This window comes from Brucella pecoris (assembly GCF_006376675.1).
In the GTDB taxonomy this organism is placed as follows: domain Bacteria; phylum Pseudomonadota; class Alphaproteobacteria; order Rhizobiales; family Rhizobiaceae; genus Brucella; species Brucella pecoris.
Window position 1 is genome coordinate 584,789 of record NZ_VEWK01000002.1, and the last position, 17,709, is coordinate 602,497.

A 17,709-nucleotide genomic window follows, 5' to 3' on the forward strand; every position below is an offset into this window, starting at 1 on the left:
GATACGGGATGCCCTAATTTTTATTTGCCTTCCCAGACGCCCTTTTCCTTCAGGCTGTCGGCAAGGTCCTTGGGAACGTAATTCTCGTCATGCTTCGCCAGCACATTGTCGGCACGGAACACTCCATCGTCTCCAAAGCGCCCTTCGGCGACCACGCCCTGCCCTTCACGGAAGAGGTCAGGCGGAATACCTTCGAACACGACTTTCACGGTCTTGATCGTATCGGTCACCGTGAAAAGCAGTTCGCTGCCCTCGCGACTGACGGAACCTTCCTCTACCAGACCGCCGAGACGGAACCGGGAGCCGGAAGCCATATCCTGCTCCGTCAGATCGGCAGGCGTACGGAAGAAACGAATATCCTGGCTGAAAGCCATCAGCATCAACCCGACCGCCACAGCCAGAACCACCAGCGCGCCGCCGATCAGGATCAGGCGCTTCCGTTTTCTCTGGCTGACGGTACGGGCAAAATTGCCGGTCGGTTTCATGCCGCGTGCATTGTCGTCTGCGGTCGCGCTCATTGTTGTGCGTTCCCTGTCTCTAGTCCAAGACCGGCTGCGAAACTTTGAAGGTTCGACCGGCTTTCGCCCTGAAGGGCAGTCATTCCGCGATTGAAAGCGTCCAGCGCTGCATCGCGGCGGTTGAGGATCATATAGGAGCGCACCAGGCGCTTCCAGCCTTCGACATCCCCGCTATTCTGGCGAAGACTTTCATCAAGACGTTGAACCATGCCTTCGATCATCGCCTGCCGGTCTTCCGGGCTGAGCGACGAAGCCGCATCGACGTCGTCCGCCGTCGGTCCCTTCGACTGCTGTTCGCCGCCGGTAGCGGGATCGCGAAGCCGGGCGATAGCCTGTTCGATCTGACCGCGCCACGGCGCATCGGCGGGCGCTTTGTCGAGAAATGCCTGCAGGCGATTGGCAGCCATATCCATACGACCGTCCTGCATCTCGCCCTGTGCAAGGTAGAATTGCGGGCGAACATCATTCGGTTCGAGCTCGGCGGCTTTCTTGAAAAAGCCTTCAGCCTCGGCGGTCACAGTACCGCCCGAAGCGGTCGCCAGTGCTTCACCCAACCCCAAAACGCGCGGAAAATTCTCACCGGCGATGCGAATGGAACTGCGATATGCATTGACTGCATCAGCGGCACGCCCCAGCCGCAAGTAGATCGGCGCCAGCACATCCCATCCGCGCACATCGCCGGGGTTCTGCGCCAGATGCGCTTCGGCGCGCGCCACCAGCTCATCGACAGAGCCACGATCCGCATTGGCCGAAAGCCGTTCGGCGAGCGGCATGGACGGCATGTCCGGTTTGCCGAAAAGCGGATAGATACCCCAGGCGATCAGCGGCACGGCGAGCACGGCCAGGAAAGCCAGCAACCGACCCGGTGCAGCCTTGCCTGCGGCCTCGGCTGCTTCCTTGCCTGACTTCTCAGCATTCAAAATGCGACGTGATATTTCAATGCGCGCCTGTTCGGCGCTCTGCGGATCGATCATGCCCCGCGCAGCATCGGCCTCGACCTCGCGCAACTGATCCCGATAGACCTCGAGATCGTTCTTTTCAGCGGGCAAGATTGCCTGCTTGCGCCGCGTGAGAGGCAACAAAACAGCCAGAGTGGCTGCCAATGTCAGTAATGTTGCAATAAGCCAGAATTCCATGGCTACGACTTAAGCGCAGCCAAGGGAAAAACCAACCACTACCTTCAGTAAGTGAGCGCCTAGGGCAATTCGCCGCAAAGGCAGGGTTAGGAATTGGAACGCCTTTCAATCTGATTCGATCAAATTGAAAGGCATTCCAATTCTTTGTTTTGGCGCGCATCCTGTCCGAAAACTGTCCCGCACTTTTCGGGATGCGCTTTAGGTGAGCGGCGTCCAGCTACCGTCCGGATTGCGACATGCCGTTCCACGCGCAGTCTGCTGTGATCCGCCAATATTGAAGCTGTGCGAATACTGGCGGCAATTCTGCGATCCGACCTGATAGGGCTGCGCCGCGGTCACGTCACCAGAATTCGATCCGCTGCCGTTCCAGGACACGGCCTTGCCTGCCGGTGAATATTCAAGCGCACGATATTCCGCCTCCAGCGCCTTCTTGCGATCGGCTGCGTTCAACTGATTTGCAGAGCTGCCGAGAAGGCCGTTGCCGAGCGACGTCAACAGGCTGGTTTCGGGCTTCTGTGCTGATGAACCACCGCCCAGCGAGCCGAGACCAGTTCCCTTGCCGCCACCCGTTGTGCCGCAGGCAGACAATGCAAGCGACAAGGCGAGCATCATCGAAGTAACTGAAATTGGGTGAGAAAACCTGGATACCATCATCATAACAACCGGCCTTCATAAACAATTAGCATGCACACTATATCTGCATACGGCTTTTCAATTTAATCTTCTAGTTCGCTTTCAGGCAAAAACAATCGTCAATCTTGTGTCAACGGCAACACGACCCGGACACCCAAGCCACCGAACGAACTCTTGCCAAGATGCAGGCTACCGCCATATTCGCGAACAGTGTCCTGTACGATCGCCAGCCCAAGCCCCGTTCCTGGTTTCGTTTCATCGACACGGCTGCCGCGCTTCAGCGCCGCCTCGATCTTGTCCGATGCCAGACCAGGCCCGTCATCTTCTATCAGGACTTCAAACTGTCGTTGTTCCCCAGAAGTAGGGGCAAGCCTGATGTTGATACGTTTACGGCCCCATTTACCTGCATTTTCAAGGAGATTGCCGACCATCTCTTCCAGATCCTCCCGTTCCCCGGCAAAAACCGCGTTGGGCAGGTCATTCCTGAAGGTAACGCTGAAAGCTGGATTGAGTTTCGCGGTCACGCGCTGCATACGTTCGAGAACCGGGGGCACGGGCGTGCGAAAGACCACGCTGTCCCGTTGTGCCGCGATGCGCGCGCGTTGCAGATAATGCTGGATCTGAACCTGCATCGCCTCGCTCTGCTCCTGAACGATGCGCCCGTGTTCGCCACCCATACTCCGCGCCTCGTTGACCAGCACGGAGAGCGGGGTTTTGAGAGAATGCGCAAGGTTGCCGACCTGCGTTCTCGAACGCTCGACAATGCGGCGATTGTTTTCGATCAGCGCGTTCATTTCACTGGCGAGCGGTGCAATTTCGACAGGCAGCGAGGCGTCGAGCTTTGACGAGCGTCCCTCGCGAATATCAGCCAACGCCTGGCGCACCTTGTCGAGCGGGCGCAGGCCGAACAGGATCACGGCTGCATTGATGAGAATACTCCCGATACCGAAGATCGCCAGATAAGTTGCGAGGCTGGTTCTGAAATCGGATATCTCGTTCAGAACCTCGCTGAGATTGCCCATGACGCGAAAGCGCGCCACGCGGTTGGCATTGTCCAGAACCACTTCAGTTTCGACGATGAAAAGCTCCTCGCCGTTAAGGCCCGGCAGGGTGTAGCTACGCATGAAGGAGCTGTCGAAGGGTGCCTGCGTGATCGGCATTTCCGGAACGAAACGCCCGATCAGCGAGGGCGACTGCAGTTTTCCGGTCAGGTTTGGCGTGACGGGATCGACTGACCAATACCAGCCGGAGAGCGGACTGGAATAGCGCAACTCACCCAGTTCCGGACGTCCCTGCAACGAGCCCTCGCCCGACGTGCTGACGGCACCGACAAGGCTGAAAAGATGGGCGGTCAGCAGGCGTTCGAAATTGCTGCGTGCCGCATCGCCATAAAGCGACCCGATGAAGGTGGCCACCACCACAAGTGCTACGATGACCCAGATCGTCGAAAGGGTGACAACGCGGACCGCGAGCGAACGAAGAGGAGGAAAGACGCGAAGAAGCTTCTTCAGTTGTCGTTGCCTTTCGTTTCGCCCTCGACCTCCCCTTCGGAGCGGATGCGATAGCCCATGCCGCGCACCGTCTCGATCAGGTCGACACCCATCTTTTTGCGCAGGCGACCGACAAAGACTTCAATCGTGTTGGAATCGCGATCGAAATCCTGATCATAAAGGTGCTCGACCAGTTCAGTACGCGAGACCACCTCGTCCATATGATGCATCAGATAGGATAGGAGCCGGTATTCGTGCGAGGTAAGCTTGAGCGCGACGCCGTTGACACTCGCCTTCGACGTTTTCGTATCGAGATAGAGCGGCCCGCAGACAAGTTCCGACGAAGCATGTCCCGCGGCACGGCGGATCAGCGCGCGCAGCCGCGCCAGCACTTCCTCGATATGGAAAGGCTTGGCCACATAGTCGTCGGCACCCGCATCGATACCGGCGACCTTGTCGCTCCAGCGGTCGCGGGCAGTGAGCATTAGAACGGGCATGGTGCGCCCGCTGCGCCGCCAGCGCTCCACGACGCTGATGCCGTCCATGCGCGGCAGGCCGATGTCGAGCACCACAGCATCATAAGGCTCGGTATCGCCGAGATAATGTCCTTCTTCGCCGTCATAGGCGCGATCAACCACGTAACCGGCCGCAGCCATCGCTTCGGAAAGCTGCCGGTTCAGGTCCTTGTCGTCTTCAACGATCAGGATACGCAAGCGGACATTCTCCCTCAATTCATGAAAAACAGCAGTAAATGCCGTTGTTATTGAGCGGGAACGGCCACTTCAACGCGGCGCGGACGCTCACCATCACGGCCCGGCACGAGCACGACGACCACGCACATGGGGCGGCCGTTCTGAGTCGTGGCGGTTGCCTTGGCAAGCTGGCCGCCCTGCTGGGCAGCCACCTGTTCGCCGACCGCCGCACAATCTCCGGCGGCAGCGACTATGAGATTGGACTTCTGCGGCGCAGTGATCGGCAAGGCACCGGCATCGACCGGCAGCAAGCCAATACTAACCGCGAGAAGCGCGAAAACTTTGAGTACAGAGTTCTGTTTCATCATGCCGCCTTATATAGCGCCCGAGAGCTGAACGATGCATGAACAACCATTCGTCTTCCGGGCCCAAAGGAAAATTCAGCCTCTGACTATCACGCTTTGTGAAATTATGAAATGCGTGAAGTTGCCCCGATACGCCCGATTATCGTAACAATTCCGGCAATTGCGGTCGCCAGTTGCAGCAGAACATCCGTTAAGGCACCCTGATCGATCACATCGGTCGCCACGCCGAAAATGCCCGCAAGTGAGAGAAATAGCGCGACGAGACCAGCCCAGACCGTGCGCGAAAGATACCATGATTTATCTGCGTTCATATTTTATCCCTATCAGTTGATGGTTGCAGCAACGTCCAGATGCGCAAAATCGCCCGGACCGCTCTTTGCGCCGATCATTGCGACACGAAACTGGAATGCCGTATTGCCGATATCGACCTGCCTTTCGGCCAATCCATAAATCCATGAAGGCGCCAATGTCTGGGTACTTCGTATCAACGTTCCATCCCGCCAGATTTCGATGCGATAGGCCTCACGCTCTTCGCCAAGCGGAATATCCTCGCCAAGCCAGTCGTCGGCATCGATACGCCCGCGCCTGATCCAGCCAAAAGACAGATCGCCATTCGCCAGCCGCCCCCCCTTCGGATGAACCGGGCTGAGTGGACGTAAGCCGCGCATGCCGCCGCTCGACCGAACCGTATCGAAATACTCATCCGAAAAAGCCTTGCCAGCCGTTCCCACACGCCAGTTGAGTTCAAGGCTGATTTCTGACGCCTGCAGACCGACAGAAACAACCGAGCCATCCAGCAATATGAAGGGTGTCTCGGCTTCCTTCAGGACCGACGCGGCCCGCTCTGTCCCAAGCTGTCCGCGCAAGAGACGGCGAAGCTTCCAGCGGTTGAGACCGATTTCCTCCGCATCCAGAAACTGGAACACTTCCCATTCACCATCAGGTGCTCGCAACAGAGCCGTGTTGGCTCCGTTCAGTATCTGCGCCATTGGCCGTGATTGTAGCTCGCCCGAATAAAGCACAACCTCAACGGACTGCCCCTCGATCAAGCGTCCGCTCGGAGCGCCTTCAAGCGGTGCAGTCAACTCGCCCATGATTGCCCGGTCCTGCACGATGGTGCGTTCCGTGAAACCATCTTCTGAAGGTGACGCGAACACAGCCGCGCCGCGCCATGGCTTTGCATGACAGGCAATGCGGAATTGTCCGGCTGCCTCCTCCGCGCCGGGCCAGAGCGGCAAATCAATAAGATGAAAGATCGGCTTCATATCGAGAGCCGGGCCGCCGCCGGGGCTGGTCGGCGTTTTGCCGTGATCGGCAAAGGCGATGTTCGGTGCCAGCGCGATTGCGCGGACAGTGCGGATTTCCCCGTCGTCCAGACCCGTGACAACATAGTTGCGCTCGCCGCCCATAATACCAAGCCGTACGCGATCTCCCACGTGAAGCGCGGCCATCGACCATGGCAGCGCAAAATCCACCGAACGCCGCTCCGCATAGCGCCGCGCTATCCAGGCTTCGGCGAGCGCCGTTGCCTGCCCCTGTTCCATGACACCGGAAAGGCTCAGCGTTTCCGTGCCCTGCCCCTCCTCACGGCGGACCGAAGCACCAGTAATCTGGAAATCGCGCAGCGGATCGTTGCAATAAAGCTCCGCCACGGAGGGCAGGTCATCGCGATCTTCGATCGTGACCGTGAGCGCTTCCCGGTCATCCGGCTGAACGTAATCAGACAATTCGAGCCCCGCGCCCGCACGCGTGATGCTTTTGAACACGAAGCGCCCAGCCTGTTCATAACCATGAACGCCAAAGACATTGAGCAGTGGCTCCAGCACGCCCCGCGCGCTCGATGGCTCACTGATGATAAACCCTGAAAGATAGCCATCGGCACCGGCGCAATCAGCTTCCGGCAAGCCAAAATCCTTGAGGATGCCTGCAATCAGTTCGTCCAGCGATACACCGCTGATGCGCCCGTTCAGCCAATGGCCGAGACGCCAGTTTTCCGTATCGCCCCACGTGTCGGCAGCCAGCGGGAATTCTGGAAACGGCCTCGTATCCCAAGACCAGAGATAGATGCGATCCTTATCCAGCATCCGCCCGCCATAGAGCGGGGAAACCGGATTATTGTCCTGCCAGTGGCGATAATGCGCGCGCAGAAAGCGATCCATGCCGATATCCGCGCGTGACCCGTTGGAAAAATACGGTGTTGCGTTTTCTGATGATTTCGGGTCAGGGAAAACATTCGGCTGGTTCGGCCCCTTGTCGACTGCGGGACAGCCAAGTTCAGTGAACCAGAACGGCTTCGACTGCGGTATCCACGCCGTCGGTTGCGCAGCTTCGGCCCCTGCAATGCGGTTATAATGCCGGTTGCTCCACCAGCCTTCGAGGTCTTTGTAGCGATAGACCCATGGCTTGCCCGCCAGACCATCCGTAATAGGCGAACGCCTGCGGGCCTCGCGGTCTTCGGCATTTGCGTAATACCAGTCATAGCCCTCGCCTGACGCGACGTGACCCGCCAAGCCATCCAGATCATAGGCCGTATCGAACCCATCCGGATTGCCATTGTCGAGATCATGATCGCGCCAGTCGGCAAGCGGCATGTAATTGTCGATACCGATGGCATCGATGGCCGGGTGAGACCATAGCGGGTCAAGATTGAAGAACAGGTCACCGCTGCCATCCTGCGCCTGATAGCCGAAATATTCCGACCAATCAGCGCCATAGGTGATCCTGCAGCCAGCACCGAGCCTTGCCCGCATTTCGGCGGCCAGCGTGCAGAGATGCGCGACGAAGGGAAAACTGTCCTGTCCATTGCGGATGCCGGTGAGCCCACGCAGCTCCGACCCGAGGAGAAAGGCGTCCACGCCCCCCGCCTGTTGGGCCAGCTCGGCGCAATGGTTGAGGAAGCGGCGATAGCCCCATTGTCCATCGACAAAGGCCTGCACCTGTTCGCCAGCAGCGGGTGTCTTGTCCGGCGAACCGGCGACGCCAACGGCAGGATGACAGGTGATGCGCCCGCGCCATGGATAGGCAGGCTGGCCGATGCCGCCATAGGGCGACGACAACTGATTGCCTTCCGGCACATCCATCATGATGAAAGGGTATAAAGTTACCTTGAGGCCACGCGCTTTCGCATCGCGAATGGCGGCGATCACGCTTTGATCGGATGGCGTTCCACCATAGGCCGCCCCCTCGCCGATTCTGGAGATAAGATGCGCGTCGGCTCGCGACACATTTTCTACCTTCCAGACATGGCTCGGCTTGCGGGCTGAAAGCGCGGTAACACCGGGACGAATGCGGCAGGAACCGGCACGCAAATCGTCGCCGAACCATGGCAGCACAATCGCAACATGGCGCAGGTCAGGACAAAGCGTTTGCAGCTCGTCCATTGAAGCGTTCCAGTCGCTGTGCGCGCGCAGAATATTGCGGTTGATCCAGCGCTTCTGACCGGCGAGCGGTTCGTCACTCACCGGATCAGGCGAGAGTCCGAACTCCGTCGAACCGGGGATCAGCGCCACCGCCCGGACGGATTGCGCAACCTTGCCGATGGGCCGCATCACTTCGAACTGGAACTGCGGCAGACGATTGCCGAACCGGTCGAGCGGAATGCGCTCGAACACCACATAGGCCGTGCCGCGATAGGCAGGCGCGTTTCCTGCCCCCTGTTTCGCCTCGATCAGCGGATCGGGAGCCTGCGTATCCGTGCCGCGATAAACACGCATTTCAATCTCGGTGAGATCGAGTTCCTGTCCGTCGGCCCATATGCGGCGAATGCTGGCTATCGAACCTTCCGCGACAGCATAGGCGGCATTGCCGAAATAGCTGTAGCTGGTGACTTTCGGTCCGCCCTTGCCGCCCTGGCGTTCCGTGGTCTTGTGTTCCTCGAAGCGGGTCGCCCAGATGAGCGTGCCGGAAACCCGGACAGTGCCATAGACGAAGGGCAGAGCCGCGCCTTCTTCGGCGGTGGCGACACGCCCGCCGTTCAGCCGCGCACCTTCGACATGACGTGTGGAATTGATGAGCGCATTGTCGATGGCATAGCCGCCCATCGCGCCAAGACCCGCGCCGATAGCAGCACCGACAGGTCCGAAGATGCCGCCGACCGCAGCACCTACCGCTTGCAAAACGATTGTGGCCATGAATCAGATTTTCCGTTCGGGAAAGATGAAAATTCCAGCGATGCGATTGCGCCATTGCGGCACCAGCACTGAAGCCATCACGCTATGCCCCTGATAGGCATGGATGAAACGGTTATCATGCGCCATGATGCCCAGATGCTTGGCCGCAAGTCCGGCCCGCCAGCGAAACACAACAACGTCGCCGGGCATTGGTACGGGAGAAGCCCGCCGGATCATGTGGCGGGACGCTGCCTCCAACATGGGATCGCCGGTCGAGACTTCAGCCCAGTCAGGCGCATAGACGGCGGGTGCTTCGGGTTCGTCCCCGTAAAGCGCCCGCCACACACCGCGCACCAGACCAAGGCAATCGCAACTGATACCGCGCGCAGAAGCGCCATGGCGAAAGGGCGTACCGATCCACCGTTCCGCCTCGGACAGAATACCTTCCGCGATTGTCATGGAACGAGTGCGCTCCCGTCATATTCATTGCCGCCATTGACATAGGCATAGGCCGCGTCATTGCCCGGAAGATGGGGGAAACCGCGAAAGTTCGCACCATTCGCGAACCTGGCCTTGCAGGTCGCAAAGCTCTTGTCGCAACCGGCTATGATGCGAAATGTATCTCCTTCGGAGATCGGCAGCACAGGCGATTCGGCCAGTTTGAGAACTTGCCCGGCATGAGCGGTCACGCGGACGCTCCGATCAGCATTCGCACCGTCAGTCCAGCAAAGCATACCTCCCGAAAACCAGCCGGGCGCGAAGCTGTCCAGACCTGCCACAGTCAGGCTCAGACCATCCGCCGCCAGCACTGTTCCTTCCGCAAAGTAACGCGGATCGTTGACATCGACGCCGCAACGGCTGTCGCCCAGACTGGTATCGCAATGGCGCAAAACGCGGCGCCCGCGCACCGCGTCGAACGCTGCTGCAGCCCCTTTCAGTTCCATCACAAACCGACTGCCGGACCGGCTGATCTTGCCCGCCGTCCACCGACGCAGAAGCATATGCTGTCCGGGTTCCGACCAGTTCACCAGATAAGCCTCGATGGAGGCACCGTCATAGCGGCCCTGCTCGATATCGCTATCGCTGATCTTCGCTGACGACAGAACACCCTCGACCTCGCCGCCTGCCGCCGACAGGCCGAGCGCGGTTGAGGCTTCGCTGCTGTTGAGACCGGTCAAGGGTTCGCAGGCAATTCCGCCCACCAGCAATGTGCGATCATGATCGGTAAAGCCCAGAACAACGCCGTCGCTTCGCCTGATAAGCCAGGCGAAGCAATGGCTTGTCACCTCACCCTGCAAATGTGATTCAAGTTCTGCCGGAACCGGGATCATATCTTCACCTCTATGATCGGGATCGAAGGAATTTCGCCCGCCTGAAACGAGGCGATGCTTGCCGTCAGGCGATCCGTATCGAAACGCACCGGCACATCGAACAGAAATCCGGCGGTGATGATTGCGCCCGGCGTCGGCACGTAATCCGGTGAAAGTGTCACCGTTCCAGCGGTGTGATCGACCGTGAAAGCTTCGCCTTCGGGCAGGATCACGCCATCTGCTGCAACCAGCACGGAACCGGCAACGGGATGTGTGATCGGGCGATCGTAACTCTCATAATGCTTGGCAAGCTGAAAACTGGCCTTCGCCCCATCGCCGACACCGATCGGCTGATCGCTCGCTTTGGGCGGGGCGCTGCTAATGGCTGACGAAAAATCGAAAGGATCGCGAAACCGGAATGCATGAAGCGACCCGCGCCGCGCTTCGAAGAAGGCCAGCACCTGCCTCAAATCATCCAGCGAGCGCAAACCGGTTCCGGCATCAAAATGCCTGCGGGAATGCGCCCACCGGGCATTACGCTTTTCCATGCCGGAGGTGAGTGTCACGATCTCATTGCGCCATTCCGGCCCACCCGTCGCCCCAAAGGAAACGCCGAGCGGGAAGCGCACATCATGAAAGGCTTCGATCATGCTCTTGTTTCCTCACGCACGATCTGGTCCGAAAACCGGTTCCCACTTTTCGGGATTATGCTCAAAGTCTCCTTGCGCCGCGACGCACTGCGCCTGCCAGCATCGTCGAAAGCTGCGCTTCCGACTTACGGAAGGACGAGGCATCCGGCGACGTCATGTTGAACACGACCTGCACCGGCTTGCCGCCACCGCCCGTCGCGACGCCCAGGCGACCATCCGCCCCACGTGCAAGCGGCAGGATGGCTTCGGCACCCGCCTCGCCCGTCAGGCCGAGCGAGCCGTTGCCCATGCCGAAATAGGTCGGGCTCGACACCACGCCGCCCTTTGCAAACGGCATGATGCCGCGAATACCGCTGAAAAGCCCGCCCATCATCGATGAGGTGAGGCTTTGCAAGGGCTGCGTGCCTGCTGAAAGCGCAGTCCCGGCCAGATTGCTGGCGAGGCCGCGCAGCACGTCTTCCAATCCCTTGCCGGATGTTATTGCACCTTTCAAAGCAGAGCTCAGGCTGTTCCCGAAGCTCGACGAGCGCTTTTCGAGATCGGTCAAAGCGCGGTCGAAGGCGCTCGTATCCGCGTTGACGGATACGGTAACGGTTTCATCTGTCATAATTCACCTGTCGGGAAAGGTGCGCATCAGCGTTTCGAGTGACTGGCGCGAAGGCGCGTCGAAAACCGGCGCGGCTGGGCCGAGTGCGGCGTTCAGTTCACGCGGCGTCATCGACCAGAATGCCTGTGGGGAAAGCCGCAGTAGACCGAACCCCGCCCGCATCACCTCATCCCAGGGAAATGGCTTTTGCGATGAAGGTTTCGATTCAACTGCGGCACTCAAGGGTTTGGCGCGGAATCCTTTTCAGGCGATCCGAAAGTAACTGTCAGCAGCGAGGCGACAATACGGGCAAAGCCTGCGGCACCGCCTTCTGTGCGCATGTCGGCCACGTCATCCGCGCTGACCGTATGACCGCCACCGCGAAGCCCAGCGCAGAGAATGCGCTGCATGTCGCGCGCCGACAGCCGCCCCGTTGAAAAGCGCGCTGTCAGATCCGAGAGATTATCGACCTCAAATGCCGATTCCAGTTCCGCCAGAGCGCCAAGCGTCAGGCAGAGCGTCCAGTCACGGTCATCCAGTCTGGCCGCGACTTCGCCGCGATGGCGATTGACCATCACAGTGCTTCACCGAAGGTGATGAGGCTTGCCGATTCCAGCGCGATCTCGAAGGTCACTTCCGCATCGTGATTGCCGCCATATTCCAGCGCCGTTATCTGGAACGGCCCGCTGATCGTGCCGAAATCCGGCAGGACGATCTGCCAGTCGCGGATCTCGCCCTCGAAGAATATCCGGCGGATCAGCGCATCGGAGGCTGCATCCTTGAAGATGCCCGATCCGCTGACCGATGCCCGCTGAACCCCGCTGCCCGCAAGCAATTGCCGCCAGCGCCCGGCGGCGTCGGCGTCCGTCACATCCACGGTTTCGGCATTGAACGCGATACGCTTGGTGCGCAAGCCCGCGCAGGTTTCAAACGTGCCGTCGTCGCGCGCCGTTTTCAGCAAGATGTCCTTGCCTCTCTGTGCTGCCATTCAAATCTCCCTGAAATTCAGTCTGCCGGTTCGGTCACGGCGCGGTAGCGCATGGTGCCGAGATAGCTGCCCAGTCCATCGGTATTGCGCGCCAGAACTTCGGTCAGCATCAGGTTCACAAGCCGGTGCCCGTTCACCTCGACCGGCTTTTCGTCGAGCGCCGTTGCGATCTTTGCCGCAATGTCCAGCACACGCTTGCGGCCGCTTTCCTTCGCCCAAATCTGGATATTGAGAAAATGCTCGCCACCCTTTTCGGTCGACGTATCCCAATCGCGGCTGGCGGTCTCGCCGAGCGTCACATAGGGAAAGGGTGTTTTCGGCGGAACATGGTCGTAGATGCGTTCTCCGCCAATCGATTCAATGAGTTCGTCATCCTTCTTCAGAGCCTCAAACAGAGCCTTCTGCAATGCTGCTGCGCCATTCCTCATGCTTGCCCCCGCCTGCATTTTTGGCTTTAAGAATGCCGGTATCGCGTGATCCCGACGCCTGTTGAACCGCAATGGCTTCCCCAACCGACAACGCTTTCCAGCGCAGCGCGCGGACGAGACCATCGAATGTAAGTTGCATTGAAATATTCATCGCCCCTGCTCGTTCGCCAGACAGACGAGATAGCGTTCGCTTTCATCGGGATCGTGGATCGTGCGGAGCGAAAAGACCCGTCCGGCCTTGCGCAATCGCATGGCGGTCGAGACATCCCGGCGGAACCGCAACAGGATGCGGTGAGTCACTTCCGGTTGCGGGCGTGTACCGAAATCCTTCTGCGATGTGGAAAGCGGTTCGATCCGCCCCCAGACCATGCCGACCTCGGACCAGTTCTCGACATAACCGCCCATGCCGTCTGCCACCGGCTGCATCGCCTCCAGCACCAGCTCGGATGTGAGCTGGCCCGGATCGATGAAAAGGACGTTGTTCATAAAGACACCCTCTTCCAGCTATCGATCATCTGGCCGATGACCGGCGGGAAGGAGCGTGATGCGGCATCAGCATCAACACCGGCGCGCGATTCGTAAAGATGTGCCACGAGTGTCAGGATCGCATGTTTGAGAGCGTCCGGAACCTCGACACCGCTTTCCCCGAAACCGGCCACAAAGTCGACTTCAAGGCCGATAAATTCGACTGCATCCGGATATTGCGCCATATAAAGACGCTGCGGCCTGCGCCCGTGATGCAGGACGAACTCTTCTGGAGAAAAGCTGATTGCGGTTCCGTCCGGCCTATACGCCACAACGGTCGTCACCGACTTGACGGGATATTTGAACAGGGCAAGGCGACTCGAGCGCGGCCAGCGATCGACACGCAGGCGCCAGGTCTGGTCGATCAGCGACAGGCCGGTTTCAGCCTCGATGATTTCGCGGGCGGTCGCGATGAGACGATGCAGAATATCGTCTTCGCTATCAGTGGAAATTCGCAAAAATGCGCGCACGTCAGCTATCGTCACCGGCTCCAGCACCGGTGGCGTGACAAGAAACATTGTCATGGGCTTTCCTCTAAATGATAACTTTCAAATCAGACAGTTAAACACGAACTCCGGGTGGAGATTCACCCGCTTTGGAACTGGAAACTACCTGCCAAAACCGGCAGGATAGGCCCGAAATCCCCTGAGAAAACTGACAGCTTCGAAGCGGTCAGGCGGCGAATTTCAGCAATTTGATCGCTTCGAAATCCTGCACCCCGCCACCGACGCGCTTCGTGGTGTAAAAGAGCACGTAAGGTTTGGCCGAATAAGGATCGCGCAGCACACGCACGCCGATGCGATCCACCACCAGATAGCCGCGTCCGAAATCACCAAAGGCGATGGCCGTGCTGTCGGCTGCGATATCCGGCATATGCTCGGCCTCGACCAGATCGAAGCCCATCAGCGAAGCCTTTTCGCCAACAGCGGATGGCGGCTGCCAGAGATAATTGCCGTCCTTGTCCTTGAGCTTGCGCAACACGCTCTGCGTCTTGCGGTTCATCACGAAGTTCGCATTCTGGCGATAACCGGCCCGAAGCCCATAGATGAGTTCGATCAGCTTGTCCGACGGGTCTTCTTCCGGCAAGGCACCCGCAACGCCGGTTGAAATATGGCCGATCTTGCCCCACGCCCAGGCATTATCCGCCACGCTCTCGTAATTGAGGAAGCCGCGCGGCTTGTTGACGCCATCGCCATTGACGAAGGCTGCCCCTTCCTGTTCGGCGAAGGCTGCTTCCACTTCCTCGGCAATCCACTGTTCGACATTGATCGCCGCATCGTCGAGGAGCGAGGAAGTCGCCGCCGGCATGGCGTAGATTTCCATGGTCGGGAACTGCAGTTCGGCCAGCTTTGCCGATGCGGTCTGCGGACGCGCATCGGTTTCACCCACCCAGCCCGTGGCCGGGCCGCTGACCGAGAACGGTTTTTTCAGAACCGCACCCGAAACCTGCCGCACACTGGAAATGCCGCGGATCGGCGACAGCACTGCAAGCCTGCGTCCGATCTCGGTTTCCAGTTCTGCAGGCACCAGATAGCCGCCATCCGGACCGGATGCATAAGAATGCGCCTTCTGCTCGATCCCGCGCAGCGTCTGCTCGTCGCCACGGCGAACATAGCCATCGAAAGCCTGCTTGTGCTCGACATTTACAAGCGGTGCACCGCCGCCCAGCGGCGGACGCGCCTGCTTGAGAACATGCTGGTCGAGCGCCGCTTTCTGCTCGTCAAGCGCGCGGTTGATGCGGTCAACCTTGTCGCGCAGCAGCACATCAGCATCCGCTCCCTTTTCAACCCTCTTCAGCCGTTCGTCATTGGCCTCGCGAAACGCCGAGAAGGCCGTCATGAACTCGTCGAAAGCCTCGGATACGTCGCCGTCATTGTGGCCAAGCGCCTTCGTTTCCACGCTCTTGGTTTCGAGCGGGATGGTCTGGTTTTCTTCCATTTAGGTCCTGTGGTTTCGTTGTTTCAGATCGTTCTTGCAGCATCGCGCATACGTTGCGCGAGACCTTTATCCCCAGACGACAGGCGAGCGTCCCGCCCCTGCCCCTGACCAGCAAGCGCCGCAAAGCCCTTGGCTATGACGGTTTTTGCGGCAGTTCGGCTCAGCCCCGCATCCCGCGTGAGCCAGCGTTCGAATTCACGGATCGTCGGCAGTGTCGCCTTGACGCTGCTGACCCGCGCCTGCGGCAGCATCGGAAAGGTGACGACCGAGATTTCCCATAGATCGGCTTCGATGATATGGCGCAGGCCGGTACGGGCATCCTTGCGCGCCTTGACGGTGCGAAAGCCGATGGACAGGCCATCCAGCCCGCCGCCGCGCATCAGTTCCAGCGCATCACGCGCCCGCGCCACGCCCTTGGCCAGCCTGCCCTCGACATAAAGGCCACGCGCATCCTCGCGGATCGCGGTCCAGACACCAATCGGCTCGCTCGCATCGTGCTGCCAGAGCATACGCACACCCGACACGCCACCCTTGGCAAGCGAGCGGGCGAAAGCGCCCCGTTCGATCACGTCATTGCCCAGATCCGGCAGGCCGAAGACACTTGCGTAACCCGAAAAGCTGCCATCCAGCTCGACATCTTCGATGGCGAGAGCGGCTTGTTTCGTTTCCAGCCGCATATCATGCATCGCCATTGAGCCCCCTTTCCTCGGGCAGAATTCCGGGGATAGGCGCGTATTTCAGCCGTTCGGAGAACCGCTTGAAGATGCCGAGCGCCGACCAGGCAGCAAGACTTGCCGCAGCCGATCCCATCAGCATCAGTTCCGCCCGGCCGAGCAATCCGCCGAGCGCCAGCGTTTCGGAAATCTTGACGCCTGCGGCACCGCCGAAAACCATGCCGCAAATGATGCCGACTGCAAAACGGATCGCCGCTTCCCGCTTTCCGTGCGGCAGCATATAGGCGAGCGAGACTGCGGAACCGGCCACCGCGCCCGCCATCTTGGCAAACCATATCCATGTCGTCTCCGACGCAAGCACTGCATCTTGCAAGTTGGTCATGACGGTCTCCTTTCCGGACGCGGCTGATAACCGACCGCATCGCGTTTTTCTTCGTCGGTGAGGAACGACGCATCCGAAATGCGCCGCCACAGCGATTCCCGCTCGGATGACAGCCCTTCTATGCGGTCGATATCGTGATCGAGCCGAAGATCGTCGCCAAAATGCGGGCCGAGCCAGCCGCCGAGAGCCTTGGCGGCACGGCCTATCAGCGGCAGCACCGTCAGCCGGTAAAAGGCGCGATTGGCCTCGGCATAGTTGGCAAAAGTATTGTCGCCCGGAATGCCGAGCAGCATCGGGGGCACACCGAAAGCAAGCGCGATGTCGCGGGCCGCACCATTCCTGGCTTCGATGAAATCCATGTCCTGCGGGCTGTAGCCCATCGCCTTCCAGTCCAGACCACCTTCCAGAAGCAGCGGACGCCCGGCACCCGATGCACCGGTATAGCCCTCCTCCAGTTCTTCCTTGAGACGCGCGAACTGTTCTTCCGTCAGATTGCCGCCATCCTTCGGCGCATAGACCAGCGCACCGGAAGGCCGGGCCGAATTGTCGAGCAGCGCCTTGTTCCAGGCGCCTGCCGCATTGTGAAGGTCCAATGCCATGAGGGCTGCTTCCAGCGGCGGAAACCCGTAATGGTCATCCAGCGGGTGAAACAGCTTGAGCTGCAGGGCAGCAGCCCCTTCGCTTCCAAGCGAAAGCCGCCTGCCCGCATTTCCCGAGCGATAAACCAGCGCCTGCGGCCAGCCGTCAGTGTCGGTCTCGACGCTGACCCGCTCCGGACGCAGGAGATGCAGTTCCATACGACCGCTCGGCAGATCGACACGCTCGATATAGGCATTGCCGGAAATTAGCAGATGTCCGTAAAACCGCTCGAAAAATGTCGCACCGTCCAGCCCGCATTGAGGGCGCGCAACCAGATCGAGCAGCGGATGCGTTTCATGTTCGGTTGCGCCTTCATAAAGCAGCCACGGCACGCTGCTGGCCGCTTCCGCAATCATGCGCACACAGCGATGCGCGACCGGATTGCGCATGAAGCCTTCACGCGCCAGCGACGTATAATCCCGCGCAATCCACGACGCGCCATGATCCATATGCAGTGCGACAAAGCCGTTCGCCATTTTGGTCTGACGCGGGGCGTCGGACTTTATGGCTGATACGGGCGTGTTTCGTCGCCCCGGCCATTTTCGGACCCAGTTCCATGCCATTTGATGGCTTCTCCAATTGTACGAGCCTGTTCCAAAAGTCGTCCTGCGTGGCTGCAAATGGCAATTTGTCTACGTTCCGGTGC

Annotated in this window: 23 protein-coding genes; all 23 read right to left on the reverse strand. The window is 59.6% G+C overall.

Annotated features, from left to right (window positions below):
• Positions 1–20 precede the first annotated feature (20 nt).
• Complete coding sequence (ccmE, locus tag FIB18_RS06175; RefSeq protein WP_140019870.1) at positions 21–518, reverse strand: cytochrome c maturation protein CcmE; 498 nt, start codon at positions 516–518, stop codon at positions 21–23.
• Positions 515–1,654 (reverse strand): c-type cytochrome biogenesis protein CcmI, encoded by a 1,140-nt coding sequence (gene ccmI, locus FIB18_RS06180; protein WP_140019871.1) that lies wholly within the window; start codon positions 1,652–1,654, stop codon positions 515–517. The genes ccmE and ccmI overlap by 4 nt, the downstream gene beginning before the upstream one ends.
• 198 nt (positions 1,655–1,852) lie before the next feature.
• Entirely contained in the window at positions 1,853–2,311 is a 459-nt protein-coding gene (locus FIB18_RS06185) for a hypothetical protein (RefSeq protein ID WP_140019872.1), read from the reverse strand.
• 95 nt (positions 2,312–2,406) lie between these two features.
• Positions 2,407–3,705: an ATP-binding protein gene (locus FIB18_RS06190; protein ID WP_174977393.1), complete on the reverse strand. Its 1,299-nt coding sequence runs from the start codon at positions 3,703–3,705 to the stop codon at positions 2,407–2,409.
• Between the two features lie 89 nt (positions 3,706–3,794).
• Positions 3,795–4,490 (reverse strand): response regulator transcription factor, encoded by a 696-nt coding sequence (locus tag FIB18_RS06195; RefSeq protein WP_140019874.1) that lies wholly within the window; start codon positions 4,488–4,490, stop codon positions 3,795–3,797.
• Positions 4,491–4,537: 47 nt separating this feature from the next.
• Entirely contained in the window at positions 4,538–4,834 is a 297-nt protein-coding gene (locus tag FIB18_RS06200; RefSeq protein WP_112590644.1) for a hypothetical protein, read from the reverse strand.
• 104 nt (positions 4,835–4,938) lie between these two features.
• On the reverse strand, positions 4,939–5,145 hold the full coding sequence (locus tag FIB18_RS06205) for a hypothetical protein (protein ID WP_140019875.1): 207 nt from the start codon (positions 5,143–5,145) through the stop codon (positions 4,939–4,941).
• 12 nt (positions 5,146–5,157) lie between these two features.
• Positions 5,158–8,964 (reverse strand): baseplate multidomain protein megatron, encoded by a 3,807-nt coding sequence (locus FIB18_RS06210; RefSeq protein WP_140019876.1) that lies wholly within the window; start codon positions 8,962–8,964, stop codon positions 5,158–5,160.
• Positions 8,965–8,967: 3 nt separating this feature from the next.
• Complete coding sequence (locus FIB18_RS06215) at positions 8,968–9,402, reverse strand: NlpC/P60 family protein (protein ID WP_140019877.1); 435 nt, start codon at positions 9,400–9,402, stop codon at positions 8,968–8,970.
• Positions 9,399–10,274 carry a DUF2163 domain-containing protein gene (locus FIB18_RS06220; RefSeq protein ID WP_140019878.1) on the reverse strand — a complete coding sequence of 292 codons (876 nt, stop codon included), beginning with the start codon at positions 10,272–10,274 and terminating at the stop codon, positions 9,399–9,401. The genes FIB18_RS06215 and FIB18_RS06220 overlap by 4 nt, the downstream gene beginning before the upstream one ends.
• Positions 10,271–10,903: a TIGR02217 family protein gene (locus FIB18_RS06225; RefSeq protein ID WP_140019879.1), complete on the reverse strand. Its 633-nt coding sequence runs from the start codon at positions 10,901–10,903 to the stop codon at positions 10,271–10,273. Before FIB18_RS06225 ends, FIB18_RS06220 begins: the two co-directional genes overlap by 4 nt.
• Before the next feature lie 61 nt (positions 10,904–10,964).
• Positions 10,965–11,510, reverse strand: a complete 546-nt coding sequence (locus FIB18_RS06230; RefSeq protein ID WP_140019880.1) for a phage tail tape measure protein — start codon at positions 11,508–11,510, stop codon at positions 10,965–10,967.
• A gap of 3 nt (positions 11,511–11,513) precedes the next feature.
• Positions 11,514–11,732 (reverse strand): rcc01693 family protein, encoded by a 219-nt coding sequence (locus FIB18_RS06235; RefSeq protein ID WP_235894839.1) that lies wholly within the window; start codon positions 11,730–11,732, stop codon positions 11,514–11,516.
• Complete coding sequence (locus FIB18_RS06240; RefSeq protein ID WP_140019953.1) at positions 11,729–12,064, reverse strand: gene transfer agent family protein; 336 nt, start codon at positions 12,062–12,064, stop codon at positions 11,729–11,731. Before FIB18_RS06240 ends, FIB18_RS06235 begins: the two co-directional genes overlap by 4 nt.
• A complete protein-coding gene (locus tag FIB18_RS06245; RefSeq protein ID WP_061347234.1) occupies positions 12,064–12,477 on the reverse strand; it encodes a phage major tail protein, TP901-1 family in 414 nt (137 codons plus the stop codon). The genes FIB18_RS06240 and FIB18_RS06245 overlap by 1 nt, the downstream gene beginning before the upstream one ends.
• A gap of 17 nt (positions 12,478–12,494) precedes the next feature.
• Positions 12,495–12,905 carry a DUF3168 domain-containing protein gene (locus FIB18_RS06250; RefSeq protein WP_140019881.1) on the reverse strand — a complete coding sequence of 137 codons (411 nt, stop codon included), beginning with the start codon at positions 12,903–12,905 and terminating at the stop codon, positions 12,495–12,497.
• A complete protein-coding gene (locus FIB18_RS06255) occupies positions 12,865–13,044 on the reverse strand; it encodes a hypothetical protein (protein ID WP_235894840.1) in 180 nt (59 codons plus the stop codon). Before FIB18_RS06255 ends, FIB18_RS06250 begins: the two co-directional genes overlap by 41 nt.
• An 8-nt stretch (positions 13,045–13,052) precedes the next feature.
• The gene (locus tag FIB18_RS06260; RefSeq protein WP_140019883.1) at positions 13,053–13,391 is read right to left on the reverse strand and encodes a phage head closure protein; all 339 of its coding nucleotides are present in this window, start codon (positions 13,389–13,391) and stop codon (positions 13,053–13,055) included.
• A complete protein-coding gene (locus tag FIB18_RS06265; RefSeq protein WP_140019884.1) occupies positions 13,388–13,954 on the reverse strand; it encodes a head-tail connector protein in 567 nt (188 codons plus the stop codon). The genes FIB18_RS06260 and FIB18_RS06265 overlap by 4 nt, the downstream gene beginning before the upstream one ends.
• 148 nt (positions 13,955–14,102) lie before the next feature.
• Positions 14,103–15,368: a phage major capsid protein gene (locus FIB18_RS06270; RefSeq protein WP_140019885.1), complete on the reverse strand. Its 1,266-nt coding sequence runs from the start codon at positions 15,366–15,368 to the stop codon at positions 14,103–14,105.
• A 23-nt stretch (positions 15,369–15,391) separates the two neighbouring features.
• Complete coding sequence (locus tag FIB18_RS06275) at positions 15,392–16,060, reverse strand: HK97 family phage prohead protease (protein WP_140019886.1); 669 nt, start codon at positions 16,058–16,060, stop codon at positions 15,392–15,394.
• A complete protein-coding gene (locus FIB18_RS06280; RefSeq protein ID WP_140019887.1) occupies positions 16,047–16,424 on the reverse strand; it encodes a DUF6107 family protein in 378 nt (125 codons plus the stop codon). Before FIB18_RS06280 ends, FIB18_RS06275 begins: the two co-directional genes overlap by 14 nt.
• Entirely contained in the window at positions 16,421–17,626 is a 1,206-nt protein-coding gene (locus FIB18_RS06285) for a phage portal protein (protein ID WP_140019888.1), read from the reverse strand. Before FIB18_RS06285 ends, FIB18_RS06280 begins: the two co-directional genes overlap by 4 nt.
• Positions 17,627–17,709: the final 83 nt, after the last annotated feature.